This window comes from Polynucleobacter paneuropaeus, from assembly GCF_003261235.1.
GTDB classification, from domain to species: Bacteria; Pseudomonadota; Gammaproteobacteria; order Burkholderiales; family Burkholderiaceae; genus Polynucleobacter; species Polynucleobacter paneuropaeus.
This window is the reverse complement of the sequence record NZ_CP030085.1, coordinates 1,062,101-1,088,334: the sequence shown is the minus strand read 5'-3', so window position 1 is coordinate 1,088,334 and position 26,234 is coordinate 1,062,101. Positions and strand designations below refer to the sequence as shown.

28 protein-coding genes, 1 other RNA gene and 1 pseudogene are annotated in these 26,234 nt (G+C 46.9%); 24 read left to right on the top strand and 6 right to left on the bottom strand.

Annotated features, from left to right (window positions below):
• Positions 1-34: 34 nt before the first annotated feature.
• Positions 35-538, top strand: a complete 504-nt coding sequence (locus Pas1_RS05730) for a DUF1993 domain-containing protein (protein ID WP_112203734.1) — start codon at positions 35-37, stop codon at positions 536-538.
• Between the two features lie 20 nt (positions 539-558).
• On the opposite strand, the gene Pas1_RS05725 is transcribed toward Pas1_RS05730, so the two are convergent.
• From Pas1_RS05725 to Pas1_RS05710, 4 genes are all read right to left on the bottom strand, one after another.
• On the bottom strand, positions 559-1,515 hold the full coding sequence (locus Pas1_RS05725; protein WP_112294736.1) for a tripartite tricarboxylate transporter substrate binding protein: 957 nt from the start codon (positions 1,513-1,515) through the stop codon (positions 559-561).
• On the bottom strand, positions 1,512-2,579 hold the full coding sequence (locus tag Pas1_RS05720) for a tartrate dehydrogenase (RefSeq protein ID WP_112294735.1): 1,068 nt from the start codon (positions 2,577-2,579) through the stop codon (positions 1,512-1,514). The genes Pas1_RS05725 and Pas1_RS05720 overlap by 4 nt, the downstream gene beginning before the upstream one ends.
• A 95-nt stretch (positions 2,580-2,674) precedes the next feature.
• Positions 2,675-2,956: a type II toxin-antitoxin system YafQ family toxin gene (locus Pas1_RS05715; protein ID WP_112203740.1), complete on the bottom strand. Its 282-nt coding sequence runs from the start codon at positions 2,954-2,956 to the stop codon at positions 2,675-2,677.
• Entirely contained in the window at positions 2,943-3,206 is a 264-nt protein-coding gene (locus Pas1_RS05710; RefSeq protein ID WP_112203742.1) for a type II toxin-antitoxin system RelB/DinJ family antitoxin, read from the bottom strand. Before Pas1_RS05710 ends, Pas1_RS05715 begins: the two co-directional genes overlap by 14 nt.
• Before the next feature lie 114 nt (positions 3,207-3,320).
• Between Pas1_RS05710 and Pas1_RS05705 the strand changes: the two genes are divergently transcribed.
• From Pas1_RS05705 to Pas1_RS05680, 8 genes are all read left to right on the top strand, one after another.
• Positions 3,321-3,806 carry a LexA family protein gene (locus tag Pas1_RS05705; RefSeq protein ID WP_112209114.1) on the top strand — a complete coding sequence of 162 codons (486 nt, stop codon included), beginning with the start codon at positions 3,321-3,323 and terminating at the stop codon, positions 3,804-3,806.
• Complete coding sequence (locus Pas1_RS05700; RefSeq protein WP_112294734.1) at positions 3,803-5,092, top strand: Y-family DNA polymerase; 1,290 nt, start codon at positions 3,803-3,805, stop codon at positions 5,090-5,092. The genes Pas1_RS05705 and Pas1_RS05700 overlap by 4 nt, the downstream gene beginning before the upstream one ends.
• A gap of 25 nt (positions 5,093-5,117) precedes the next feature.
• Entirely contained in the window at positions 5,118-5,252 is a 135-nt protein-coding gene (locus tag Pas1_RS09825) for a hypothetical protein (protein ID WP_264080452.1), read from the top strand.
• A 294-nt stretch (positions 5,253-5,546) separates the two neighbouring features.
• Positions 5,547-5,915 (top strand): phosphate-starvation-inducible PsiE family protein, encoded by a 369-nt coding sequence (locus Pas1_RS05695; protein ID WP_112294733.1) that lies wholly within the window; start codon positions 5,547-5,549, stop codon positions 5,913-5,915.
• Positions 5,916-6,062: 147 nt separating this feature from the next.
• Positions 6,063-6,500, top strand: a complete 438-nt coding sequence (locus tag Pas1_RS05690) for a CBS domain-containing protein (RefSeq protein ID WP_112294732.1) — start codon at positions 6,063-6,065, stop codon at positions 6,498-6,500.
• A 299-nt stretch (positions 6,501-6,799) separates the two neighbouring features.
• Positions 6,800-6,931: a hypothetical protein gene (locus tag Pas1_RS09820; protein ID WP_255880032.1), complete on the top strand. Its 132-nt coding sequence runs from the start codon at positions 6,800-6,802 to the stop codon at positions 6,929-6,931.
• 28 nt (positions 6,932-6,959) lie between these two features.
• On the top strand, positions 6,960-7,262 hold the full coding sequence (locus tag Pas1_RS05685; RefSeq protein WP_112294731.1) for a BrnT family toxin: 303 nt from the start codon (positions 6,960-6,962) through the stop codon (positions 7,260-7,262).
• Complete coding sequence (locus Pas1_RS05680) at positions 7,222-7,533, top strand: BrnA antitoxin family protein (RefSeq protein ID WP_112237987.1); 312 nt, start codon at positions 7,222-7,224, stop codon at positions 7,531-7,533. The genes Pas1_RS05685 and Pas1_RS05680 overlap by 41 nt, the downstream gene beginning before the upstream one ends.
• 16 nt (positions 7,534-7,549) lie before the next feature.
• Here Pas1_RS05680 and ffs read toward each other — a convergent pair.
• An RNA gene (gene ffs / locus Pas1_RS05675) (signal recognition particle sRNA small type) lies at positions 7,550-7,648 on the bottom strand.
• A 32-nt stretch (positions 7,649-7,680) separates the two neighbouring features.
• On the opposite strand from ffs, the gene dnaX reads away from it, so the two are divergent.
• The 12 genes and pseudogenes from dnaX (at position 7,681) to rlmD (ending at position 22,225) form a co-directional block, all read left to right on the top strand.
• On the top strand, positions 7,681-9,294 hold the full coding sequence (gene dnaX / locus Pas1_RS05670) for a DNA polymerase III subunit gamma/tau (protein WP_112209129.1): 1,614 nt from the start codon (positions 7,681-7,683) through the stop codon (positions 9,292-9,294).
• Between the two features lie 36 nt (positions 9,295-9,330).
• A complete protein-coding gene (locus Pas1_RS05665; RefSeq protein ID WP_112203755.1) occupies positions 9,331-9,651 on the top strand; it encodes a YbaB/EbfC family nucleoid-associated protein in 321 nt (106 codons plus the stop codon).
• A gap of 11 nt (positions 9,652-9,662) precedes the next feature.
• On the top strand, positions 9,663-10,286 hold the full coding sequence (recR, locus tag Pas1_RS05660; protein WP_112203757.1) for a recombination mediator RecR: 624 nt from the start codon (positions 9,663-9,665) through the stop codon (positions 10,284-10,286).
• A gap of 119 nt (positions 10,287-10,405) precedes the next feature.
• The gene (locus Pas1_RS05655) at positions 10,406-11,815 is read left to right on the top strand and encodes a carbohydrate porin (protein ID WP_112294730.1); all 1,410 of its coding nucleotides are present in this window, start codon (positions 10,406-10,408) and stop codon (positions 11,813-11,815) included.
• Positions 11,816-11,943: 128 nt separating this feature from the next.
• Positions 11,944-13,422 carry a TolC family protein gene (locus Pas1_RS05650; RefSeq protein WP_225971588.1) on the top strand — a complete coding sequence of 493 codons (1,479 nt, stop codon included), beginning with the start codon at positions 11,944-11,946 and terminating at the stop codon, positions 13,420-13,422.
• 10 nt (positions 13,423-13,432) lie between these two features.
• Complete coding sequence (locus tag Pas1_RS05645) at positions 13,433-14,701, top strand: efflux RND transporter periplasmic adaptor subunit (protein ID WP_112294729.1); 1,269 nt, start codon at positions 13,433-13,435, stop codon at positions 14,699-14,701.
• A 9-nt stretch (positions 14,702-14,710) separates the two neighbouring features.
• Positions 14,711-17,770 carry an efflux RND transporter permease subunit gene (locus Pas1_RS05640; RefSeq protein WP_112294728.1) on the top strand — a complete coding sequence of 1,020 codons (3,060 nt, stop codon included), beginning with the start codon at positions 14,711-14,713 and terminating at the stop codon, positions 17,768-17,770.
• Positions 17,771-17,824: 54 nt separating this feature from the next.
• A complete protein-coding gene (surE, locus tag Pas1_RS05635; protein WP_112203765.1) occupies positions 17,825-18,598 on the top strand; it encodes a 5'/3'-nucleotidase SurE in 774 nt (257 codons plus the stop codon).
• 29 nt (positions 18,599-18,627) lie between these two features.
• Positions 18,628-19,251 (top strand): annotated as a pseudogene (locus tag Pas1_RS05630) (protein-L-isoaspartate(D-aspartate) O-methyltransferase); the annotation flags it as partial.
• A gap of 26 nt (positions 19,252-19,277) precedes the next feature.
• Positions 19,278-20,030 (top strand): peptidoglycan DD-metalloendopeptidase family protein, encoded by a 753-nt coding sequence (locus Pas1_RS05625; protein ID WP_112294727.1) that lies wholly within the window; start codon positions 19,278-19,280, stop codon positions 20,028-20,030.
• A gap of 13 nt (positions 20,031-20,043) precedes the next feature.
• Positions 20,044-20,865, top strand: a complete 822-nt coding sequence (locus Pas1_RS05620) for a 3'-5' exonuclease (protein WP_112294726.1) — start codon at positions 20,044-20,046, stop codon at positions 20,863-20,865.
• Positions 20,816-22,225 (top strand): 23S rRNA (uracil(1939)-C(5))-methyltransferase RlmD, encoded by a 1,410-nt coding sequence (gene rlmD / locus Pas1_RS05615; RefSeq protein ID WP_225971488.1) that lies wholly within the window; start codon positions 20,816-20,818, stop codon positions 22,223-22,225. The genes Pas1_RS05620 and rlmD overlap by 50 nt, the downstream gene beginning before the upstream one ends.
• A gap of 96 nt (positions 22,226-22,321) precedes the next feature.
• Here rlmD and Pas1_RS05610 read toward each other — a convergent pair whose 3' ends face one another.
• A complete protein-coding gene (locus tag Pas1_RS05610; protein WP_112203772.1) occupies positions 22,322-23,023 on the bottom strand; it encodes a Bax inhibitor-1 family protein in 702 nt (233 codons plus the stop codon).
• Between the two features lie 277 nt (positions 23,024-23,300).
• On the opposite strand from Pas1_RS05610, the gene ndk reads away from it, so the two are divergent.
• Genes ndk through ispG form a run of 3 tightly spaced genes read left to right on the top strand, consistent with a single transcriptional unit; the run spans position 23,301 to position 26,232 of the window.
• Positions 23,301-23,726 (top strand): nucleoside-diphosphate kinase, encoded by a 426-nt coding sequence (gene ndk / locus Pas1_RS05605; protein WP_112203774.1) that lies wholly within the window; start codon positions 23,301-23,303, stop codon positions 23,724-23,726.
• Positions 23,727-23,758: 32 nt separating this feature from the next.
• The gene (rlmN, locus tag Pas1_RS05600) at positions 23,759-24,949 is read left to right on the top strand and encodes a 23S rRNA (adenine(2503)-C(2))-methyltransferase RlmN (RefSeq protein ID WP_225971587.1); all 1,191 of its coding nucleotides are present in this window, start codon (positions 23,759-23,761) and stop codon (positions 24,947-24,949) included.
• Between the two features lie 17 nt (positions 24,950-24,966).
• A complete protein-coding gene (gene ispG, locus Pas1_RS05595; RefSeq protein ID WP_112238452.1) occupies positions 24,967-26,232 on the top strand; it encodes a flavodoxin-dependent (E)-4-hydroxy-3-methylbut-2-enyl-diphosphate synthase in 1,266 nt (421 codons plus the stop codon).
• The last annotated feature ends 2 nt before the right edge of the window (positions 26,233-26,234 follow it).

Here is a 26,234-nt window from a genome sequence, read left to right as displayed (position 1 = left end):
CCAGTTCAGCAATAACCTACCAGGAGTAATACACATGGCTTTATCAATGTACCAAGCATCAGTCCCCCAATTTAAAAAGATGTTGACCAATCTGTCAGTGATTCTCAAAAAAGCAGAAGAGCATGCTACTGCCCACAAGATTGATCCTAAAGTCTTCTTAGAGGCCAGACTCTATCCCAATATGTTTCCGCTCACCAAGCAGATCCAAATTGCTTGTGATCAGCCTAAGAATGGCTTTGCCCGTTTAGCCGGAATTGAGCCACCCAAGTTTGAAGATAAAGAAGCGAGCTTTGCAGAACTCTATGAGCGTATCGCTAAGACGATTACTTTTATCGACACCATCAAGCCCGAGCAAATCGATGGCAGCGAAGGTAAAGAGATTAAATTCTCCATTCTCGAGTGGAACTTCGAGTTCATCGGTGATCAATACTTATTGACTTGGATCATCCCGAATTTCTACTTCCATATCACCACGGCATACAACATCCTGCGCCACAACGGAGTCGATATTGGTAAGAGCGATTACTTGGGAAGATAAGTAAAGCAGTAGTAACTGCCTTACTTAATCATTCCCGCGTTTTTCGCATCATCCATTGCCTGCGCCGTCTTCTCTTTCATGAAGGCGGGCATTTTGCTCAGAGGAATGTCGACTAGAACAAAGCCGGCATCCTCTAGCTTCTTCTTGATCTCTGGATCTGAGTTCAATAAAGCAAAGTAGTCAGACAGTTTTTGCTGGATCAGTTTTGGAGTTGCCTTGGGGACACCAATACCACGATAAGCGCCATCAACCCAATTAATGCCCAGCTCCTTAAAGGTAGGCACATCGGGTAGGGCAGGGTGGCGTTTCTCAGTAGCAATCGCTAAGGTGCGCACTTTCCCTTTTTGCTGAATGGCTAAAGGTAAATAACCCATCGCGCCATCGACGTGCATCCCAATTAAAGAGGTGATGAGATCACCCGTGCCTTTAAAGGCGATGTACTCGGTTTTAATTCCCATGGCTTTATTGAGACGCTCTACGGCCATATGGTTGGCTGAGTAGAGGGCTGAACCCGCTAGACTGACTTTGCCTGGATCTTTCTTTGCCGCTGCGACTAAATCTTGAAAAGTCTTGTAGGGACTATCGGCTGAGACCATCAATGCATCCGGTGTGTAGTGATAAAAATAGATTGAATTAATATCTTCCGTCTTGAACTGAATTCCTTCTTGTAACGGTTGCAAGATGATGTGCGGAATATTCACACCCACTACGGTGAGACCATCAGCCGGGTAGCTATTGAGTTGGCTCCAAGCTAAAGCGCCACCGGCACCAGCACGATTAATCACGACCATCTGCTGGTTGTATTTCTTGGCAGAGAGTTCAGCTTGATAGCGTGCAACCAAGTCAGACTCACCCGCAGCCGGAAAAGGAATGATGTACTGAATGGTCTTACCAGGAAAGGGCTGGGCCTGAATGAGACCAGCGAACAGCAGACCCCAACTCAAGACGATCAAGCGTAAACCAGAGATGATTCTCATTTAGAAACCTCCTCAATAACAGCATGAGTCACATCAGCCATCTTGGCAGTACCGCCGAGATCGCCAGTATGCAGTTTAGGATTAGCGGTAACCTTCTCAATCGCTTGCATGAGTTTGCCAGCTAAAGCTTTTTCGCCCAAGAAGTCGAGCATCATCACCGCCGACCAGAAAGTACCAATTGGATTGGCTAAGCCTTTACCCATGATGTCAAAAGCCGAACCATGAATAGGTTCAAACATCGAAGGGTAACGGCGCTCCGGATCTAAATTGGCTGTGGGTGCAATACCTAAGCTACCAGCGAGCGCTGCAGCCAAATCACTTAAGACGTCGGCATGTAGATTAGTGGCCACGATCGTGTCTAAAGACTCAGGGCGATTGACCATGCGAGCTGTAGCAGCATCGACCAATTCTTTATCCCAGGTGACATCTGGAAAGTCTTTCGCAACATGGCGAGCAATCTCATCCCACATCACCATGCCATGACGCTGAGCATTCGATTTAGTAATCACGGTGAGATGTTTACGAGGACGCGATTGCGCTAACTTAAAGGCAAAGCGCTGAATACGTTCCACACCTACGCGCGTCAGAATGCTCATATCAGAAGCGACTTCAATGGGATGGCCTTGATGGGCTCTGCCACCTAAGCCAGCGTATTCACCTTCGGAGTTCTCGCGCACGATTACCCAATCGAGTTGCTCAGGCTTGCAATTACGCAGCGGTGTCTGAATACCCGGCAAGATCCGAGTAGGGCGTACGTTTGCGTATTGATCAAAGCCTTGGCAGATCTTGAGGCGTAGACCCCACAAGGTAATGTGATCTGGAATATCGGGATCACCAGCAGAACCAAACAAGATGGCATCTTTAGAGCGCAATGGATCAAGACCATTGTCGGGCATCATCACGCCATGCTTGCGGTAGTAATCACCGCCCCAATCAAAGTGCTCAAACTCAAAAGCCACTTCAGGATGTTTCTTGCTCAGGGCGTTGAGCACCTTCTCGCATTCGGGAATAACTTCTTTACCAATTCCGTCACCTGGAATGGAAGCGATCTTGTACGTCTTCATTGGTCTCCTACTGTTCTATTTGTATAAGGCAATCTGCATTATGCGGACGCCAGAAGACAAAAGAACTTAGGGTTTATGGCTAGAAACCCTTAAGCCTATAAGCTTAATTCGCTATGTGATCCTAGTCGAACCAATTGAAGGATGCGCTGATCCGGTTTTCTGTAGATGAGGACTAAATCGGGTTTGATATGACAGTCTCTATGGTCCACCCAGTCCCCCACTAAGGGGTGGTCGTGGTATCGATAGGGAAGATCCCAGTCATTAATTAAGTAATCTAAAGTTTCCTGAAAATCTCTAGCTAGCGTAAGTCGGTACCTACCTTTTAATTCTCTTTTGTAATCTTTTCTAAATTTTTTGGTGTATTCAGTCGTCCGCATTCAGGTCAGCCATTAAGTCATTAACAGAAGTAAAGGATTTGAGATTTCCTTTTCTAGCTTCTTTCATCGCAGCAATCGTTTCTGCGTTGGGACTTAATGGTTCAAAGGGTAGAGCCTTTTCTCTGGCTATGCGGGTCATCAGAATTCGAAAGGCATCAGACGGCGTTAGACCCATTGCAGCCAATATGGCGCTAGCTTCCTCTTTGATATCGCCGTTAATTCTGGCGCGAACTACTGCGTTTGCGGTCATAAACCCCTCCTTAATGAGCTACATTGTAGCTCAAAATAAGCAGATTAAGCCAATTTGGGTGCTTAAAAACCACTGTATTTGCATACTGTATAAACATACAGTATATTGGCACTTATGGAACTTAAGTCACCCACCACAAAAAGCACTCTAAGCCAAGCCCCACAGGGCTTAGCGGTCCATTTTGACGACTATGAGCTCAAGCTCCTGAGCCATCGGATTTCAGCAGGATTTCCTAGTCCAGCGGCGGATTACGCTGAAGATGGCTTGGATTTGAACCGCTATCTGGTCCAAAACAAACCTGCCACCTTCATGTTCACCGTGAAGGGGGATTCAATGATGGGGGCTGGCATTTGTGACGGCGATAAGGTCGTCGTCGATAAGGCCCTTAAACCCAAGCACAAAGATATCGTGGTTGCCGTAGTGGATAGTGAGTACACCATCAAACGCCTCTACCAACTCAGAGGTCGAATTGAGCTCCAACCCGAAAACCCCCAATACGAAGCCATTACCTTTAATGAAGGAAGTGAGTTACAGATCTGGGGTGTGGTCGTAGGGGTGGTGCGTAAGTACAGCCACGCTAGCAGCAGGGGCAAGCAATGACCAGCAAACAACTCTTTGCCCTCGTCGACGTTAATAACTTCTATGTTTCATGCGAGAGGGTGTTTCAGCCCAAGTTAGAAGATGTACCCATGGTGGTGCTCTCTAACAATGATGGTTGTGCCGTAGCGCGCAGTGCAGAAGTCAAAGCGCTTGGTGTCAAGATGGGAACCCCTTGGTTCAAGATGAAAGATCTTGCAGAGGAGCATGGCATCCAAGCCTTCTCCTCAAACTACACCCTCTATGGCGATATGAGCGAGCGGGTAGTACAAACACTCAAACGCTATACGCCTAATTTTGAGGTCTACAGCATTGATGAGAGCTTTCTGAGAATTGAATCCGTACTCCAGGGTTATCTAGACGCAACACACTTAGGGCAAACGATTAAACAAGACGTTAAAGACACCACTGGCTTACCAGTTTGTGTTGGCATTGGTGCTAGCAAGACCCTCGCCAAGTTTGCCAATCACTTAGCCAAGAAGCAGTCCCAGTTTGCCGGTGTATGTGATGTTGATAGCATGCCTAAAGAAAGCCTCTATCAATGGATGAGTGAGACCCCTGCAGCAGAAGTGTGGGGCATTGGCAGACAGCTGGCTAAAAAACTCCAGGTCATGAAGATCAATACCGTCTTTGATCTCTTGCAAGTCTCACCCCAAACCATGCGCCAACAGTTTGGCGTGGTGATGGAAAGACTGTGCTATGAGCTGCGCGGTGTATCTTGCCTTAAGCTCGAAGAAGTAGCACCAGCCAAACAACAAATTATTGCCTCACGTAGCTTTGGCAAGTTAGTCACCAGCTTAGAAGAGCTCGCTGAATCAGTCGCCACCCATACCGCCAGAGCAGCCGAGAAACTCCGTAGTCAACAATCAGTCACCGGTGCGATTAGTGTCTTCATTCAGACGAATCCCCATAAACAGAATGAGCCTCAATACGCACAGAGCATCACCATCGCTCTAGAGAACCCTAGCGATAACACGCTCAAGCTCACCGAAGCCGCAATCGATGGGCTCAAGCAAATCTATCAAAAAGGATTTCGGTATAAGAAAGCAGGCATCGTACTCAATCTACTCTCAGACAAACCCACTACCCAACAATCTCTATTTGAAGATATGGAAACCCGAGGCAAGTCTGCTGATCTCATGAAAGCGATGGACGCAATTAACAGCCGATTTGGGAGCGGTGTGATTCGCAGCGCAACCACCGGCACGAAACAACAGTGGCAAATGAAGTCTGGCAATAAATCACCCAACTACACCACCCAGTGGGATGAATTACCTGTAGCACGATAATCAACGATACAAAAAGGAGCATCAAATGGAACTACTAAACAACATCAACGGCCTATCACTAGCGATTGTGATGATCCTGTCCTACTTTGCTGTAGCAAAGAACACAAAGCACGATGTCTATGAAAAGAAACAAGTTGCAATGAATCGCCACTATCAGTAATAGCAGCGAGTAGGTAGAAGGAAATCAGGAAATCACGGATTCCTGGTTACCTTACGAGGAGTCGTAGACAGAAACCCCAATTGACCTTGTCAGTTGGGGTTTTTTAATATCTAAGCTGAGCTCGGTAATAGGCTTTGTGTAAGGTGCTTTTGTAGGTAAGCATCTAAAAATAGACACCTAAGCCACAATTCGATAGACTGAAAATATGGACGCCAATCCTGACCAACCGATCAAGAAACTTATAGAAGAAATTAAGGTGAGTTGAAACTCATTAAAAAATTAAGGGGTAGGAGTATGAATATCAAAAATATTATTGGCTTAATTGAAAAGTTATTTCTGATCATCATTGCAATTTTTACGATTACAGCAATGGCCCAAGAAATTTTATCTACTATTGCTAACCATCATGTTGAGTTGAAGGACCTCTTGCTCATGTTTATTTATGCAGAGGTGCTTGGTATGCTAGGCGCTTTTTATGCAAGCCATCGTATTCCAATCACAATACCTTTGTTCATCGCAATGACTGCATTGAGCAGGTTAATTATCCTGCAGGGTAAGGATGGGGATCCCTCTATTCTTGTATACGAGAGTACTGCCATTATCTTGATTGCAGCAGCTTGTTGGATTATTAGTCGGGTGGGGTTGGTGAGTGAGAATGAATAGGGCTAATTAGTGAAAGACACAACCCATCCAAATAGTCAATCGCCCACCAGGCAAACTTTCTTGAGCATCGATATAATATTTTCAATGAGTTAGGCTTATTAAGCATTAAATACAGAAGCAGTACTTCTATTTAAGAGGCTGATTTTTATGACAACAGTAAAACACGTTATTGAGAAAAAACCCAAGACAATTTTTTCCGTAAGATCGTCTGACACCGTGGACAATGTTTTGACCGTGATGCGTGATCATCGGGTCAGAGCAGTTTTAGTTATTGATGATGGAAAATTAGCAGGAATTGTTTCGCAAGGAGATTGCGCTATAAAAGTACTGTTGCCACACGATAATCCAAAACAAGTTCTTGTCTCAAAAATAATGACAGCCAATCCTCTTACTGTCTCACTTTCTAACTCATTAGAAGAGTGCATGGCAATTATGGTTCATAAACATATTAGGCATCTACCTGTCGTAGAAGAAAAGAAAGTGGTTGGAATAATTTCTGTTGGGGATACTGTAAAAAATATCATTGAGTCACAGGGCGACCAGATTAAGTTTCTTGAAACTTATATCAAGGGTCACGGAAGCTAAGTTTTACCTAACCAAAGGCTATGCCATGAGTATTAACAAAGCAGTTGAATCAAAAAATAAGTCAGCCAAAATTTACCTTACTTTAGGGTTAATATTTGTTGCTATTTTCTCGACCATCACAATCCTCTATTACTTTATTGCTGCGCTAAACTTTTAGCAGTCAATAGTGTCCTTTGAGCTGCTTAAGTAATAGAAAAGAGTAGAAAAGACAGAGCTTTCCTACATACTTTTCATCCATTCACTCTACCAATACCTAATCCAAGCTAATACGCTGAACCCTTCTTAATAGAGGAGGGTTCATGCAAGTTGCATTGGAATGTACTCACAAGCAAGCGCGGTACTTTAGGGTTGTTCTCGACGGTCGAACCGTCCTGGTCTTAGTTCTTATCTGGATGGTCTGGCAAATCTTAGCCATTCTGCACATCATTTAATTGTTTGTTACTACAAATAAATACTTGATTGCTGAATAATTTGTTACTACAATTAAATGGATTAATTGAGTTTGACCCTATAAAGAGGGCTCAAACATTGGAGTTGCGTGGCTTGGACTTTGCTCGAGCATGGGAAGTCTTAAGTCACACCACTCACACTATTGAAGATCTGCGAAAGAGTTACGGCGAGAGAAGATTTATTGCTATTGGATTTTTGGATGATCGATTAACGGTAGTGGTTTGGACTCCGAGAGGTCGAAAGAGAAGAATCATTTCAATGAGGTATGCAAATGAACGTGAAATTAAAGAATACGCAAAAGGAGTGGATTGATTCTGATGATGCTCCAGAAATTAGTGCTGCAGATTTACAGCGTGGTGTGTGGAGTGTTGAGGGAAAGGTCGTTTCAGAAAAAGAGGGTCGCAAAGCCTTTGCTAAAAGATTGCGTGGAAGACCGGTTGGTAGTGTGAGTAAGTCACCCAAAACGCTGACAACCATTCGATTGTCTGCTGAAGTCATTGAACAATTTAAAGCTGCTGGTGCAGGATGGCAGACAAAAATTGATTTAGCACTTAAAGACTGGCTGCTAACCCATCGGCCATAAGTTCTTGAAAAGAAGGGTGGATGAGCCAAACCCCCGGCACTGACAGAAATTGGGTTTGGCTGCTTCGTTCCCGACCTGACCAGGTTATCCAACCCACCATGCGGGGAGGCCCATCCAATTCCATTTTAGCTTGTTAGAATGTAAAGCATGACTGCATTGGCACTAGCCCGTTCGTGGCGCCCTAAAACTTTTTCCCAATTGGTAGGACAAGACCATGTGGTCAAGGCTTTGACCCATGCTTTGGATCAGGGACGCCTACATCACGCTTGGCTCTTTACCGGCACCCGCGGAGTGGGTAAAACCACGATTGCCCGCATTATGGCTAAAGCCCTCAATTGCATCGGCGAAGATGGTCAAGGAAAAATGACCTCGACACCTTGTGGCAAATGCTCTGCCTGTACCGCAATCGATCAAGGTCGCTTTGTTGACTATATTGAGATGGACGCCGCCAGTAATCGTGGTGTGGATGAGATGGCTGCTCTATTAGAGAAAGCCGCCTACGCACCCAGCAATGCACGATACAAGGTCTACATGATTGACGAGGTACACATGCTCACCAATCATGCCTTTAATGCCATGCTCAAGACTCTGGAAGAGCCACCAGAGCACGTCAAGTTCATTCTGGCAACAACCGATCCCCAAAAGATCCCCGTCACCATTCTGTCGCGCTGCTTGCAGTTCAATCTCAAGCAAATGCCAGTACCCCTGATTGTTGAGCATTTGGAGAAAGTGCTTGCTGCAGAAAAAGTCGATTACGAAACCAATGCACTGCGCGTGATTGCAAAAGCAGGTCAAGGCTCAATGCGCGATGCTTTATCGCTGACGGACCAAGCGATTGCGTATGCCGCTGGCAAAGTCACTGAAGAATCTGTCCGCGGCATGCTTGGTACATTAGACGATGCGTACCTCATTCGTATTCTGGATGCACTAGTCAGTAAAGATGGCGCAACTTTACTTAATATTAGTAATGAGATGGGTGAGCGCAGTATGTCTTTCTCATTAGCATTACAAGATCTATCGAGTTTGATTCAGAAGATTGCTGCTGCGCAAATTGTTCCAGAGTCGGTATTAGAAGATTGGCCCGAAGCAACAGAAGTACGCCGCCTAGCCAAAATCTTCACCAAAGAAGAAGCGCAACTCTTTTATCAAATCAGCATCACCAGCCGTCCCGACTTATCACTCGCACCAGATGAGCAAACGGGCTTTGCTATGGCATTGCTACGGATGCTGGCATTTAGACCTGCTGGCTCAGAGCCTCAAGCTGCTAGATCAAATACAGGGGCAAACACAGCACCCGCTAGACCAGCGATGCCAAGCAATCGCTCTGAACCCAGAGCTGCTGCTCCCGCTAGCCCAAAGCCCCCAGCCGCATCTAGCGAACGGCCAGATTGGCATACCCTAATGCGCGCTTTACCCGTGAAGGGATTGGTACAGCAGTTGGCTTTTCAGACAGAGTTACAAGACTGGGCCGATTCAGCGACAGGGATTAAGGCAAGGATTGTTACGCCTACACCATCACTTGCATCCGACGCTTCTGTAGCCCGCCTAACGGAAGTGTTGACTGCACACTTTGGTAAACCCATTAAGTTGACGATTGAGAAGGGTGAAGTCGAAGGCAAGAGCGTTGCCAAAATTGATGCAGCGATTCATCAAGAGAAAAGACAAACTGCGGAACAACTGATCGCAGCCGATCCTTTTATTCAAGCACTTGAAAAAGAGTTTGGCGCTAAGGTGGTTGGTGGTTCTGTGAAGCCGCTATAAATCAATTACTACTGATACGTACTAAGGAAGAACAAGATGATGAAGGGTGGAATTGCCGGCTTGATGAAACAAGCCCAGCAGATGCAAGAGAAGATGAAAAAAGCGCAAGATCAACTTGCTGCTTTAGAAGTGACTGGCCAAGCCGCCGGCTTAGTCAAGGTGACTGTCTCTGGCAAGAACGAACTCAAGCGCGTGCAGATCGAACCTGGTGCAATGGATGATCGCGAGATGCTCGAAGACCTGATCGTGACTGCTTATGCTGATGCCTTCAAACAAGTAGAGGCAGCGAGCACTCAATTGATGTCAGGCGCAACGGCGGGTATGCCAATGCCGCCCGGATTTAAGTTACCGTTCTAAAATCCAGATCGATGGCCCGCCCTGAAGTTCCCCAAGACGCATTGCACCGATTGATCGAGGCATTACGAGTCTTGCCAGGAGTAGGGCCCAAGTCTGCGCAGCGCATGGCCTTCTATTTATTGCAGCATGATCGCAATGGTGCCGCAGTCCTTGCACAATCTCTAGGTGAGGCGGTTGAGACTGTTGGTCACTGTGCCCGTTGCAATACGTTTTCAGAAGATCAGATCTGTTCTACCTGCTCGGATGGGCGCCGTGATCCATCACTGCTCTGTATTGTGGAGACACCTGCCGACCAAATCATGGTCGAGCAAACCTTGAGCTTTAAAGGCAATTACTTTGTACTGATGGGACGCCTCTCGCCCCTCGATGGCATGGGCCCCAATGAAATTCATTTTGATCGCCTGATTGTCCGCATCGAAAATCCGGATACTGGAGTGCCTGTCAGAGAGGTCGTGCTGGCAACCAATTTCACGAGCGAAGGGGAAGCTACTGCCCATTACATCGGTGAAGTACTCAAAGCCAAAGGCATTAAGGTCACCCGTATTGCCAGAGGTATACCAGTGGGCGGTGAACTCGAGTACGTAGATGCCGGAACGCTCGCCCGAGCCATGATGGATCGCCGAACGCTGGGCTAAATACTGCCTGCCCGCAGTGTCCCCAAGCCCTATTTAATGTAAATTAGGAAACTTTTAACGAATTAGACATATTTTCTCATTTACAATGAGAATCATTCTTATTTACAAGCAAGGTTGTTGTGAAGCGTTTCCATCTATATCTCATAGCCTGCTTGCTCAGTTCGCTAAGCTTTTCTGCTCTTGCCCAAAGAGCAGGTTCAGGCGCCGATCAAATTTCAAGTATCGAGGAGCCAATCAGCTGGTTGCCGACTGAGGGAACGCTGGGTGGTATGCCCGTCAATATCCACGGGCAAACAACCTATATCAACCAACGCTATAACAATTTCACGGCATCCTATTCTGGTCTGAACAGTATGTCGGCAAAAAAGTCGATGAGTGATACCTGGTCGGGTACATTATTTTTTGGTGCGCGTGTATTCGAAAATACCGACTTGTATTACAACCCTGAAGTATTTTCTGGAGTCCCATTTTCGGGTTTGGTTGGTTTAGGTGGCTTTTCGAACGGTGAAGCCAATAAGGCTGCCGGTGCTCAAGCTCAGTTTTATTCAGCACGCGCTTTCTTCCGTCACACCATTAATCAAGACGGCGCAAAAGTCCATTTAGAAAATGAGGCTAATCAGATCTCCCAAACCGTGAGTAGTAATCGTTTTGTCATTACTGGCGGCAAGTTTTCTACTTTAGATGTCTTTGATGACAGCACCTATGCTAAGGATCCCCGCGTTCAATTTATGAACTGGGGCAATATGACTTATTTGGCCTATGACTATGCGGCCGATGCTCGTGGTTATACCTGGGGCTTGGCGGGTGAGTGGTATCGGGATAACTGGGTCTTTCGTGCAGCACGGACGCTTGCGCCTAAAACTCCCAATGGCCGTGATTTAGATAATCAAATTTTTAAATCCTATGGCGATCAAATTGAAGTAGAGCGTCAACACAATATCGCTGGCTTGCCAGGTAAGGTAAGTGTCTTGGCTTATCGCAATAAGATGACCTTAGCGCGCTTTCAGGATGCGACCAACTATGTGATTCAAAATAATGCACAAGGTACGCAAGCCATCAACGATGTGAGAACCAATCAGCAATTTAAAACGGGTATCGGTATTAATGGTGAACAAGCCATTACGAAAACAGTCGGTATCTACGGACGCGCCTTTACCTCTGATGGCCATACCGAAACCATGTCCTTTACAGAAGCAGATAATTCTGTATCAGTCGGCGTCAGTATTAACGGCCTGAACTGGAATCGAGAAAAAGATACGATTGGTATTTCGATGATGCAAAACGGCTTATCGAGCTATCGACGTCAGTATCTGCAAGCGGGTGGTGTGTCGTATTTCATTGGTGATTATGCGGGCCCAAATCAGACCATTTCTTACAAACCCGAGCAGATTGCCGAGCTGTATTACAACGCTCTATTGGTCAAAAATGTCCTTTTCGGAGTGAACTATCAGCATGTGAATAATCCGGCCTACAACTCGGCTCGGGGCCCAGTGCAGATCTATTCCTTTCGGGTCCACGCCGAGTTTTAATTATTGTGTTTAGAATCAATAAGTTAAGAATTTGCCATTAATAGGAAATACATATTTCTACCTTATAATCCGAGCCTTATAGGCCTTAATTGCTGGATTTAATAACTATTACGCAGCTAGAGAGACCATTGAGCTATTTTTTAAATACACAAAATCTGCAAAGTTCGCTAACACTGCGCGCTGGTTTTGTCCTTGCTATCGTCTTCATCTCGCTTCCTGCTTTTGCTCAAACTGATCCCTTCGCCATCACGACCACCAGTCCATCGACCAATAATGTCGGTAAGGCGTCAGTGGAAGTGCGCGCTGGTGCAAATCTTGCTGCCCCCGCGCAAGAACCTGAGCGCAGAGTATTGGCTGATTCGAAATCGCTCGATGCCAATCGCAAGCCATACGAAATGGATTTGCGTCAACTCTGGAATGAGTTGCGCTCTAACAATCCCCAATTGATTGCAGCGCGCGAATCCTACTTCGCTGCTAAAGCGACCGTACCTCAAATTGCTGCACCAGCCAATCCGCAAGTGGGTTTAATCTGGTCAGGTATGCCTGCAGGTTCGCCCTTGGCATTAGGTACTGCGGGCACCAATCCGAACGGACAAAACGGATACTCATTCGCACAGCCCTTTCAGTTTCCCGGCAAGAAGACCTTAGCGTCTGAGATTGCTGATAAGGGCGCCGAATCTATTCAGGCGCAAAACGATAATCTCTATTTGCAACTCGGTTCGCAATTAGCGACGATGTACTACAGCACCTTAGCGGCTCAGCAGCAACTCAAAGTGTTGAGCGATACCGTCATTCGGACTGAATTGATTAAGAATATTGCCAAGGCGCGCTATAGTAATCATGCCGCTGCTTATGTGGAGTATCTCAATGCGCAAGTAGCGCAGAGCTCTGCCGAGTCTGACAAGTTCAATCTTGAGCGTCAATTGAGTGTTGCTTATAAAAGTATTAACGTGATGATCGGACGCGACCCCCGTCAAAAGATTGCTTTGCGGGGTGATGCCGGTGCGGCGATGGGTAAGATTCCCTCATTGCTTGAGTTAGAGTCATACGCAGAAGGTTTTCATCCCATATTGAAGAGTACGAATTTGCAGCTCGAGGCAGCAAAGAAGGGTGTCTCGTTAGCAAAAGCGGCGTACTTGCCCGACTTTCAGATTGTTGCTTCCCAGTACACGCCTAATCGAGGACCCTTTACCTCGAATAACGGTCAAATGTATTACCAGATGGAATTTGATATCGTGATTCCACTCTATTTCTTTACTAAAGAGAAGTATGGTGTTGAGCAAGCCTTACGTAATCAAGGCGCTGCAGAAGCGAATGATGTAGCCGCCAAACAGCAAGTGGTCTTGGGTGTCGATTCTGCATTTGCTACCTATGAGCAAGCTAAAAAATACATGGAGTTCTTGAGAGATCGTCAAGTGCCCCAAGCGGATGCTGCGTATCGCGTTGCCATTACTCAGTACGCCAATAATGGTCAAGGATTTAGTGATTTGCTCACAGCGCAAACACAGCTCAGAACGCTAGAGATTCAACTGGCCATTGCGAAAAGTAATTTGCTTCAAGCGCAGGCAGCCTTATTGGCATCCGCCGGCAAAGACCCCATTGAATAGGTGAAAGCCCATGCTTAAAAAATACTTAGACAAATTGCAACCCTATCTCGATAAGCTCAAACCTTATTGGGAAAAGATTCGTCCTCAAGCTGAAGTTGCACTAGCCAAAGGCAAGCACTTTTATAAACATGCCGAAGTTATCGCCAAACATAAATGGGCACAACCCCGTTTTAGATTAATCAGCTCCTTAGCTGGTGCTTTGATTGTCGGTGTCGTGATAGGCATGATATTTGCTCCGAGCAAAGACGATACCGAAAATACCCATAAAACCATTTCGGTTGATAAGACCGGCATTATTAATATTTCCTTACCAGGCGTTACGCTTTCACCCGATGTCTTTGAGTTCTATCTGACTGGTGAATCCGCTGCGCCACTGAACCTCATTGTTCCTGGACGTCTGGCCTACAACGCCGAGAGGGTTAAAGTAATTTCAGCCCGCGCCCCAGGAAGAGTAGAGCGGATTTATGCCTTTGATGGTGCGCCTGTAAAGGCGGGCGATCCAGTAGCAGATTTCTATAGCCCTGATTATGTTTCTGCGCAGACCGAATATATCTTGGCCTCCAAGATGGTCTCGGCTCTCAATAAAGCCGATGTCGGCACTTTGTATCAAGATGCTAAAGATACCCAAGAAGCTGCTGCAAATCATCTGCGCATTTTGGGTGGTAGCGATCAAGATATTCAAAGATTGAGAGCAAACGGTGTTGCAAGTCCTACATTCCCAATACGGGCCCCAATTGAAGGGGTTGTCATTAAGCGCGCGGTTGATCCTGGTGCTTTTCTCAATACGGGCGACGTTTTGGCAACGATTGCTGACCCCAAAAATTTATGGTTTGTGGGTAGCGTATTTGAACAAGATATTGGCAAGATTAAAGTGGGTGATTTATTCCGCTTAAAGGTGGAGGCCTACCCAGATCGAGAGTTTGTTGCCAAGGCAAATTATGTTGGCGCGTCGATTGATCCGGTAACTCACGCTTTAGTAATCCGTGCTGAAATCGATAATACCGATGGCTTACTCAAGCCGGAGATGTTTGTGACGGGAAGTTTGGTGGTTGGCACGACTACCGCTATTGTCGTTCCCACTTCAGCTCTGATTCAGGCGCGTAATGCCCGCTATGTGATCATCAAAACTGGTCCAGACGCATACAGTCGTCTGCCGGTATATGGTTTTGAATTAAATGATCATGAATTTGCTGTGACGGATGGACTTCAAGCGCATCAAAACCTCTTGATCAAAGGTGCCACTTTGCTTAACCAACGTTTTGTGCGCGAACAAGACTAAGGTCAATAGATGAATATCAATAACGTCCTTAAGCGACGCTTACTGATCCTCTTACTCGCCGTAGGCTTGCTGGTGGCGGGTATTACTAGCTTTCTGAAACTGCCACTGCAGGCTTATCCCGGCGTTGCACCTTTAACCGTACAAGCCATTACGCAATGGCCTGGTGCTAGTACCGCACAAATTGAACAGCAGGTTACGATTCCGGTTGAAAACGGCTTAGCGGGTATTTCCGGAGTCCAAGTTTTTCGCTCAGTATCTCTATTTGGGCTATCGGTAGTTACTGTCAAATTCAAGGACGGTGAAGATAGCTTTAAAGCACGTCAACTCGTTTTTGGCGTGATTGCTAATATCACTTTACCTGCTGGCGCATCTATTAATATTAGTCCTGACTCGGATGCAACCGGTGAGATCATGCGCTATGTAGTGGAGAGCACATATGCCTCTCCCATGGCATTGAAGTCATTTCAGGATTATGAGATCTACAAAGAGCTCAAGCACGTGCAAGGTGTGCCGGATATTTCTTCGTTTGGCGGCAAGACCCGCCAGTATCAAATCATCATTACTCCCGGAGCACTACAAGCTAAAAATGTCACCTTACAGCAGTTAGTTACCGCTGTTACTAACTCCAACGTCAACGTTGGTGGTGGTTTATTACCTGTGGGCGAGCAGCAGCTCGTCGTGCGCGGCGTTGGTTTATTGCAATCGATTGATGATATGAAACGGATTGTGATTGCAGTCAATAATGGCGTCCCAGTGCGAGTAGGTGATGTGGGTGATGTGGTGGTTGGTAATGCTCTGCGTCAAGGTATGTTCCAGTATCAAGACAACTCTGATGCGGTTGAGGGTGTGGTACTGCTTAAGCGCGGTGAAAACGCTTCTGAAGTTCTTAAGCGCGTGAAGGCCAAGGTTGAAGAGCTCAATACCCTTTTGCTTCCCCCTGGCATTGATATTTTTCCATTCTATGATCGTCAAGTTCTTCTAGATATCACTTTAAATACTGTTAAACATACCTTGTTCTTTGGTATTTCTTTGGTATTGATCATTCTGTATATCTTCCTTGGAAACTTTAAGGCAGCAGGAGTAGTCGCTGCAGTGATCCCACTGGCGTTGTGCGTATCTTTTTTCAATATGGATCAATTCCATGTGCCCGCCAACTTGATTTCCTTGGGAGCGATTGACTTCGGGGTGATTGTCGATGCGGCAGTGATCGTGATGGAAAACGTCATGCGTCACTTAGAAGAGCGACATACCAAGCTCAATCAAAGTATTGTGCTCGGTACTAGTGAAGTCCAGCGAGCGATGGTGTTCTCAACCGGCATCATTATTACTGCCTATTCACCATTGTTCTTAATGGGTGGAGTGGAAGGCATTATCTTCCGTCCTATGGCGTTTACGATGGGCTTTGCGCTTCTCGCCTCCATTATCTTGAGCTTAACCTTCGTGCCGGCGATGATCTCGTACATCTTTAAAGAGGGTGAAGAGCATCGTCCGCCCCAGTTTGTTGAGAAAATGCTGGCGATTTATAAGCCACTACTGCGGCACTTGGTTGATCGCCCTAAACAAGTCTTGATGGGCGCAGTCGGTTTGCTGCTATTTACCATTATTAGCGCTACTCAATTGGGTACCGAGTTCTTGCCTACCTTAGAAGAAAACAACCTCTGGGTTCGTGTCACCTTGCCTAATACAGTCGACTTGAAGTATTCAGTTGAGCTGGCAAACCAAATTCGTGAAGAGTTTAAGAATCAACCTGAAGTGAAGTATGTTTCTGTTCAGATTGGACGTCCAGATGACGGTACTGATCCCACGGGTGTCTTTAACCAAGAGTATGGGGTTTACTTCAAGGCTCCTGAAGACATGCCTGCTGGTGCTGGGAAGAAGCAGTTGATTAAACGACTAGAAAAATACCTCGATACCTTGCCGGGTGTTGACTATACCTTCTCGCAATATATTCAAGATAACGTCAATGAAGCGCTCTCGGGTGTTAAAGGGGAGAATTCCGTCAAGATCTTTGGTCCAGATCTTGAGGTTCTGGATATGCAGGCGCGTGATGTCATTAAGCAATTACGGAAGGTTCACGGCATTGTTGACGAAGGTATCTTTAATGAGCTTGGTCAACCTACACTGAATGTCCAGATTGATCGCGTGAAGTGCGCTCGCTTCGGAATTAATGTCAGCGATATTCAAAGTCTCGTTGCGTATTCTATTGGTGGTGCACCCATTACCAATGTTCTTGAAAACGAGAAGACCTTTGGTTTGGCGGTTCGTTTAAATGTGGATAACCGAAATACTGTCGAATCTATTCGCTCACTCTTAATTGATACGGCAGATGGTAGTCGGGTACCTTTAACAATGGTTGCTGATGTCACTGTTTCTGATGGACCTTTCTACATTTATCGTGAAACAGGTCGTCGTTATATCGCCATTAAATTTAGCGTACGTGGCCGCGATTTGGGTAGTGCGGTGAAGGATGCTCAACAACTCGTTAAAGAAAACGTCAATCTTCCAAATGGTTACACCATTAATTGGGATGGCCAATTCAATCAAATGAAAATCGCGCAGAAGAAGTTGATGCTGATCGTCCCATTAACCTTATTGGCGATCGCTTTATTGCTTTACACGGCCTTTGGTAATTTCCGCGATGCATTAGTGGTTCTCCTAAACGTGCCATTTGCTGCGATTGGCGGCATTTTGATTCTCTTGATTACGGGTGAGACCTTTAGTATTTCAGCGGGTATTGGCTTCTTATCGCTCTTCGGCATTGCGATTCAGGATGGTGTCATTCTGATTTCCTATATCAATAAATTATCGCGATCTGATCATCACAACATTAAAGATACGATCGTGGAGGGGGCATCCCTCCGGATGCGTCCAGTCTTAATGACGGCTTTATTGGCTGGTTTAGGTCTCCTGCCCGCAGCGATTTCCCACGCGATTGGTTCTGAGGCACAGCGTCCGTTGGCTTTGGTGATTGTGGGCGGTATGGTGACCACTACCTTGCTGACTTTGCTCGTACTGCCAGTACTGTATGCCTGGATTCGTACCCGCGAACACAAGCCCCGCAGCGCCTAATCCCTGCATGGCGGATTTACTGAGAACCCAGCTAAATAGTTGGATAATTGCCCCATGCATATTCTGATCTCCAACGATGATGGCTATCTGGCCCCAGGCCTTTTAGCCCTTGTCAAAGCCATTCGCCCTTTGGGCAAAATTACTGTCATTGCTCCAGAGCAAAACCATAGCGGAGCCTCGAATTCTTTAACGCTGTCTAGACCCCTCTCGATTCATCGGGTAGCAGGCGGTGAGCGCGATGGATTTATTTTCATCAACGGCACCCCAACAGACTGTGTGCACATTGCCATGACCGGTTTCTTAGATGAAAAGCCTGACCTCGTTGTTTCCGGAATTAATCAAGGCGAGAACATGGGTGAGGATGTTTTGTATTCAGGAACAGTGGCCGCTGCTGTCGAAGGCGTGATGTTTGGTGTACCTGGCATTGCATTTTCACAAATTGATCGGGGCTGGGCTCGCATTGATGATGCTGCTAAAGCAGCGCATGACATCGTCGCGCAAATGATTGCAAAGCCATTGAGTAAAGAAGAGGGCAATGCCACTTTGCTCAATGTCAATATCCCGAATCGTCCTTACGCTGATCTCAATCGCTGGCGCGTCACCCGTTTAGGTAATCGCCACCACTCACAACCCGTAGTCGTACAACAAAACCCCCGTGGTGAATCGATCTATTGGATTGGCGCTGCGGGCGATGCCAAAGACAGCTCGAGTGGGACAGACTTTCATGCGATCGATGAAGGCTGCATTTCCATTACCCCGATGCAACTTGATTTGACCCACCATGCAAGATTGGCAGCGATGCGGGCGAATGGCTGGGATCGCGGTTGAAATCAGCAGCTGAACGATTTGCTGGGCATCGTCAAGCTCTTGCAGCTAAGGTACATGCCGCTGGTGTGAAGCACGGCAAGACCTTAGAAGCGATAGCAACAGTACCGCGTCACGCATTTATGGATGCGGGACTGCATGCGCAGGCTTATGAAGATTCGGCATTACCGATCGGCCATCAACAAACCATTTCTAAGCCATCTGTTGTAGCGCGCATGATTGAGATTCTGCACAAGCCTAAACATCAGCTGGGCAAGGTGCTCGAGATTGGGACTGGTTGTGGATATCAGGCTGCAGTCTTAAGTCTCCTCGCACAAGAGGTTTATTCCATTGAGCGGATTCGGCCCTTGCACGATATGGCCCGAGAAAAACTGCGCCCTTTCCGGATTAAAAACCTCAGACTCATCTATGGCGATGGCATATTAGGCCTACCCCAAGCCGCCCCTTTTGATGCCATTATTCTGGCTGCTGCCGGCCTAGGCATCCCTGATGCCTTGCTTGATCAACTCGCTATAGGAGGGCGCTTGGTCGCCCCCGTGGCCAAGAACGAGAAAGAGCAGCAATTGGTGATGGTCGAGCGGATGAGCTCCCACCGCTACCAAAGGACTGTACTGGACGAGGTCTTTTTTGTCCCCTTACAATCAGGGGTAGTATGAAACTATTCCTATTAAGACCTACCTTCATGTCCAAATCGGTTCTAGCCCTTTTACTCGCATCTGCCATGATCTTCATGCTTGGCTGTTCTGTCCCTCGTACAAAGCCCGCCACTGTGATTGACCGCTCTGGCGGTGCTAGTGAGCCTGCGCCTCCAGGTTATTACCGCGTCAAGAAGGGTGATACTTTATTGCGCATCGCCTTAGATCATGGCCAGTCTTATAAAGACCTCGTGCAGTGGAATAACTTATCGAATCCCAATCAAATTGAGGTGGGTGATCTGATTATGATCAAAGCACCTGCTGGTTCTAAAGTGGCTGCCAAGTCTATTGAGAAAAAAGCCCCTGTCGACACTGGAAAGTCTGATGTCACTAAAGCCGATACCAAGGCTGACGACAACAAACCCGAGGTGGTTGCAGAACCTGGTATTCGTTTGTCTTGGCCAGCTAAAGGTAAAGTCACACAAGAATTCAGTGAGAGTAATAAAGGCATCAATATCGCCGGCAAGCTTGGTGAGCCTGTTACAGCTGCTGCCGATGGCAAAGTCGTCTACGCCGGCAATAGTTTGCGTGGCTATGGAAACTTAGTGATTGTCAAACATGACAATACCTACTTAACTGCCTATGCTTACAATAAAAACCTGTTAGTTAAAGAAGGTGATGCAGTTAAAAAAGGGCAAAAGATTGCAGAGATGGGCGATACCGATACCAATGCAGTGCAGCTGCACTTTGAGTTGCGCGTCAATGGCAAGCCAGTTAATCCCACTCCCTATCTGCAATAAGTCTTGCTGATTAATGGCAACGGTTCTCGTCTTTGATATTGAAACCATTCCTGATGTAGTGGGCTTGCGTCGTCTAGATGATCTGCCGGCTTCCCTATCGGATAGTGAAGTGGCACAAAAGGCCATGGCAGATCGCCTGGCTAAAACAGGGAGTGATTTTTTACCCCTTTACTTACAAAAAATCATTGCCATCTCATGTGTCATTCGGCGCAGTACTAAAGAAGGCCTTCCTCAAATTAAGGTAGGCAGCTTAGGTGCTCCGCAAGATGACGAGAAAGTATTGATTCAAGCCTTCTTTGACCTGATTGAGAAGTACACGCCACAACTGGTTTCTTGGAATGGTAGCGGTTTTGACTTACCCGTTCTACATTACCGTGCGCTAGCGAATCATATTCAAGCGCCACGCTATTGGGAGATGGGTGAGAGCCAAGAAAATGATAGTCGTGATTTCAAGTGGAATAACTACATCAGTCGTTATCACATGCGCCATCTCGATATGATGGATCTCTTGGCTAAATTTAATGGTAGAGCCAATGCACCGCTGGATGGACTAGCTAAGCTTTGTGGCTTCCCTGGCAAGATGGGTATGGATGGGAGTCAAGTTTGGCCTGCCTATCAAGATGGCAAGATTGATGAGATCCGCGCCTATTGTGAAACTGATGTGGTCAATACCTATTTGATGTATTGCCGCTTTCAGCTGATGCGTGGCGGTTTCTCATTAGCGGAGTATCAAGAAGAGATTGCTTTTGTTAAAGCTTATCTCGAAACGCAGTCGAAAGAGCCCAATGGTTCGCAATGGCAAGAATATCTCCAAGGTTTCACTGGAGATGCCTGATCCGGTTTGGGTCGAGTCACTCGATCTAGAAGCACAAGGCATTGCCCGCTTAGCGCCTACCGAGGAGCAGCTAGCCGAAGGCCACAGTGGCAAAGTGCTCTTTATTCAAGGGGCACTACCTACCGAGCGAGTCACCTATACCGTCACCAGAGAAAAATCTCGTTTTAGCAAAGCCAAGGTCGATGAGATCCTCAATCCTGCCGTATTTAGAGCCCAGCCTAAGTGTGAAGCCTTTGGTATCTGCGGCGGTTGTACGATGCAGCACCTCGACATTGCAGCGCAGATTGCAATCAAGCAAAGGGTGCTCGAAGACGATCTCAAACACATTGCCAAAACGCAGGCTGAAGAAATTCTGCGCCCCTTGGGCGGACCTACTTGGGAGTATCGCCATCGCGCCAGATTCAGTGTTGTAAATCGCTCCATTAAAAAAGGCACAGTGCTGGTAGGCTTTCATGAGAACAAGAGCGGCTATGTTGCCGATATGACAGCCTGTGAGATTCTGCCCAAACGAGTTTCTGATTTACTCATCCCACTGCGCAAACTCGTGATGGAACTATCCATCGTCGATGATGTGCCGCAAATTGAGTTGGCAGTGGGGGAGGACGATGTGGTGGCCTTGGTCTTTCGGATTCTCAAACCACTCACCAAGGCAGATGAGCAGGTTCTGAAAACCTTCGCAGAGGAAAAACAAGTTTGGATCTGGCTTCAACCCAAAGGGATTGAAAGCGTAGCGCCGTTCTACCCAGAAACAGGCAAGCTTTGCTATCGACTGCCCGAGTTTGAGATCGAGATGCCATTTAAGCCAGCGGATTTCACCCAAGTCAATCACTTGATGAACCGCGCTCTGGTAAGCAAGGCCATCAAATTGCTTGAGCCAGAACAAGATGAACGGATTTTGGATCTCTTCTGTGGCATTGGTAATTTCACACTGGCATTGGCCAGAAGAGCCAATAGCGTGATGGGTATTGAAGGCCTTGCCAGCCTGACTGAGAGAGCTCAAGATAATGCCAAGCACAATGGCTTACAAAACAAAACCAGCTTCATGCAAAGCAATTTATTTGAAGTGACTTCAGAAACCATCCAATCCTGGGGCAAGGCTGATCGCTGGTTAATCGATCCGCCCCGCGAGGGCGCAATGGAGATCTGCCAAGCATTAGCCAACATTCATGAACAGCAGGGTGATGACATCCAACTCTTGCCCCAGCGCATTGTGTATGTCTCATGCAATCCCAAAACCTTAGCAAGAGATATCGATATTCTGTGCAATCAAGCTGGATACACACTCAAGAGTGCGGGTATCGTCAATATGTTCCCCCATACCTCACATGTGGAATCGATTGCTGTGTTTGATCAGAAATAAAACAAGAGAAAAGATCAGAAAAAAAGCAAGAAAAAAGGCACCGCGAGGTGCCTTTCTGTTTAATCCTCACTCTTTCGAGCAGGAAGTAGTGTGGTCTTAGCGACGATCACCACCAAAGATGCCCAGCAAAGCCAGCAAGTTAGTGAAGACGTTGTAAACGTCGAGGTAGATCGCTAGGGTAGCCATGATGTAATTGGTTTCACCACCATTGATCACGCGTTGCACGTCAACCAAGATGAAGGCAGAGAAGATGGCAATCGCGAGAACCATAACGGTCAACATCAAAGCAGGCAATTGCAACCAGATGTTTGCCAAGGAAGCAACGATCAAGAGCAGTACGCCCACCATTAACCATTTGCCCATACCAGCAAAATCACTCTTGCTTACGGTAGCAATGGTTGCCATCGTGGCAAAAATAGCGGCAGTGCCACCAAAGGCCAACATGATCAGTGCAGCGCCATTGCTGTAGCTATTGAGGGTGAAGCCAACCAAACGGGACAACATAATGCCCATGAAGAAGGTAAAGCCCAGTAGCAACAGAACGCCTACGCCAGTCTCTTTATTTTTCTCAATGGCCCAGAAGAAACCAAAGGCAATCGCCATAAAGACGATGAAACCCATAAAAGGACTGCCAGAAAAAAGGTCCAGATTCATGGCAACGCCGAGCCATGCACCAACAACAGTAGGCAGCATGGATAGGGCTAATAGTGCATAGGTATTACGCAGAACGCGGTTGCGAACTGCAGGGGTACTAATCGAGCTAGATTGCCCAAAGCCGTAAGAGTTCAGATCACTCATATTGACTCCTTCTTTGTAATAAACACACAAGTTCATTAAGAACTATTGGCATTAAGTATAGACAAAGCAGGTGAATTTCAAGCCCTGAGATTGAAGTACCCCGCTAGCCAGTGAGGAATAAGCCCTGATATCCAGTAAATTCAAGGGCTTAGCCCTACTAGACTAAGGGTAAATACCCCTTTGGGATGTATAATTCGGGGGTCGTTGAGGCTTCCCATTGCGTATGACGGGATTTACGCCTTAACCCCAATTTATAAAATTACAAATGGAGTTTTGCATGGCAATTGAGCGCACCCTTTCTATTATCAAACCTGATGCAGTAGCAAAAAACGTGATCGGTAAGATCTATGATCGTTTTGAGCAAGCAGGTTTGAAAATCATCGCATCCAAAATGGCGCACCTTTCTCAATCTGAGGCTGAGCAGTTCTATTCAGTTCACAAAGAGCGCCCTTTCTTCAAAGATCTCGTGAGCTTCATGATTTCTGGTCCAGTGATGATTCAAGTATTACAAGGTGAAGGCGCGATTGCGAAGAACCGTGACTTAATGGGCGCTACCGATCCTAAGAAGGCAGAGAAGGGCACCATTCGTGCTGACTTTGCAGATAGCATCGATGCCAATGCTGTTCATGGATCTGACGCTCCTGAAACTGCCGCTGTGGAAGTCGCTTTCTTCTTCCCTGGTATGCAAGTGTTCAATCGTTAATCCGATTGCATTATTGATATAAAGTTTTTGCATTGACCTCCCCGCGCGTAAATCTCTTGGATTTTGACGCCGACCAAATGGCGGCGTATGTCGCGGGGTTGAACGAGAAGCCCTTTCGAGCAAAACAACTGATGCAATGGATACACCAACGCGGTATATCCGATATCAATGAGATGAGCGATTTGGCTAAAAGCTTCAGAGCCACTCTCGTCGATAAAGCCGAAGTCCTTTCATTACCCATTATTAAAGACGAGCATGCCCATGATGGCACCCGTAAGTGGTTACTCGATGTAGGGGCTGGTAATGCAGTGGAATCCGTTTTCATTCCGGAAGATGACCGCGGTACCTTATGCATTTCTTCCCAAGCGGGCTGCGCAGTCAATTGCCGTTTCTGCTCCACGGGGCATCAAGGCTTTTCTCGTAATCTGACATCAGGCGAGATCATTGGCCAACTCTGGTTTGCAGAGCACCTATTGCGTAACGATCCCGAAGCGATTCGTCGCATTGAGCTCTACCCAACCCCAGGCTATGAGCACACGGGTAGGGTGATCTCGAATGTGGTGATGATGGGCATGGGCGAGCCTTTACTTAACTACGACAACGTCGTGAGTGCCTTGCACCTCATGCTCGATGATCGCGCTTATGGTTTATCACGTCGTCGCGTCACCGTATCGACTTCTGGTGTAGTACCGATGATTGATCGACTGGCCCAAGATTGCCCCGTTGCCTTGGCGGTCTCCTTGCATGCACCCAACGATGCCTTGCGTGATCAACTCGTACCGCTCAATCAAAAGTACCCCTTAAAAGAATTGCTTGATGCTTGTGAGCGCTATCTCCCTTTTGCTCCTAGAGACTTCTTGACCTTTGAGTACTGCATGCTCGATGGTGTAAACGATTCCGATATTCAGGCAAAAGAATTGGTGCGTTTACTCAAAAACATTAAGTGCAAAGTGAACCTGATTCCCTTTAACCCTTTCCCAGAATCTGGACTGAAGCGTTCCACCAATCAACGCATTCATGCGTTTGCCAATATCTTGCTTGAAGCCGGTATGGTTGCTACAGTACGTAAGACCCGGGGTGATGATATTGCTGCAGCATGTGGTCAATTGGCTGGTGATGTGGTGGATCGAACAAGAGTGCGTGAACGTGCTGTGCACGATACAGAAATTGTTGCGTCTAAGGAACACAAAATTGAGTGGTTAGACCGTTTGGATTCTGAGTAATGAAGACCGATATCAATATGAATAATTCCAATTGCCTGCCTCCACTTCCTCTTGGACCAAGCCCTAAGAGAGCGACCCGCCAAGCGACAGTGGCCTGGAAAACTAACATCATTACTGTCGGCGGTGATGCCCCAGTCCGTGTGCAGTCAATGACGAATACCGATACAGCGGATGCGCTTGGTACAGCAATTCAGGTCAAAGAGTTAGCCCGCGCAGGATCAGAGATGGTGCGCATTACCGTGAATACTCCTGAGGCTGCAGCAGCAGTTCCCTATATTCGGGAGCAGTTAGACAAGATGGATGTCTTAGTCCCATTAATCGGCGACTTTCATTACAACGGTCACACTTTATTAAAAGATTTTCCAGAATGCGCTAAAGCCTTATCCAAATACCGCATTAATCCCGGTAACGTCGGTAAGGGCGCCAAACGTGATCCACAATTCGCGCAAATGATTGAAGCCGCTTGCCAATACGATAAGCCGATTCGGATTGGTGTGAACTGGGGCAGCCTCGATCAAGAGCTTTTGGCAAGCATCATGGATAGCAATGCCGCTTTGGCAAATCCCAAGTCAGCACAAGAGGTCATGATTGAAGCCTTGATTCAGTCGGCACTGCAATCTGCCGAGAAAGCAGTAGAGCTGGGTATGAAGGCTGATCAAATTATTCTGTCTTGCAAAGTCAGTAATGTGCAAGACCTTGTTGCGGTGTATCGTGATCTGTCTCGCCGGGCTGACTATCCGCTGCACCTGGGCTTAACCGAAGCGGGGATGGGTAGCAAAGGCATTGTGTCTTCTACTGCGGCAATGGCCATTCTGTTGCAAGAGGGTATTGGCGATACGATTCGCGTTTCTCTTACCCCAGACCCTGGCGCACCTCGTGAGAACGAAGTGATCGTCGCCCAAGAGATATTGCAAACCATGGGATTGCGTAATTTCACACCAATGGTGATTGCTTGCCCTGGTTGTGGCCGTACGACTAGTACGACTTTCCAAGAGCTGGCTGCAGATATTCAGTCTTACCTTCGTCAACAAATGCCCGTTTGGAAAAAGACCCATCCTGGGGTTGAGGATATGAATGTCGCTGTCATGGGCTGTATCGTTAATGGGCCTGGTGAGAGTAAGCATGCCAATATTGGTATTTCCTTGCCTGGTACGGGTGAAACCCCAGCAGCCCCTGTATTTGTGGATGGCGTTAAAGTGAAGACCCTTAGAGGCGACAATATTGCTCAGGACTTCCAAGTCATCGTAGAAGAATATGTGGCGCAAAACTACGCTACCAAATAGAG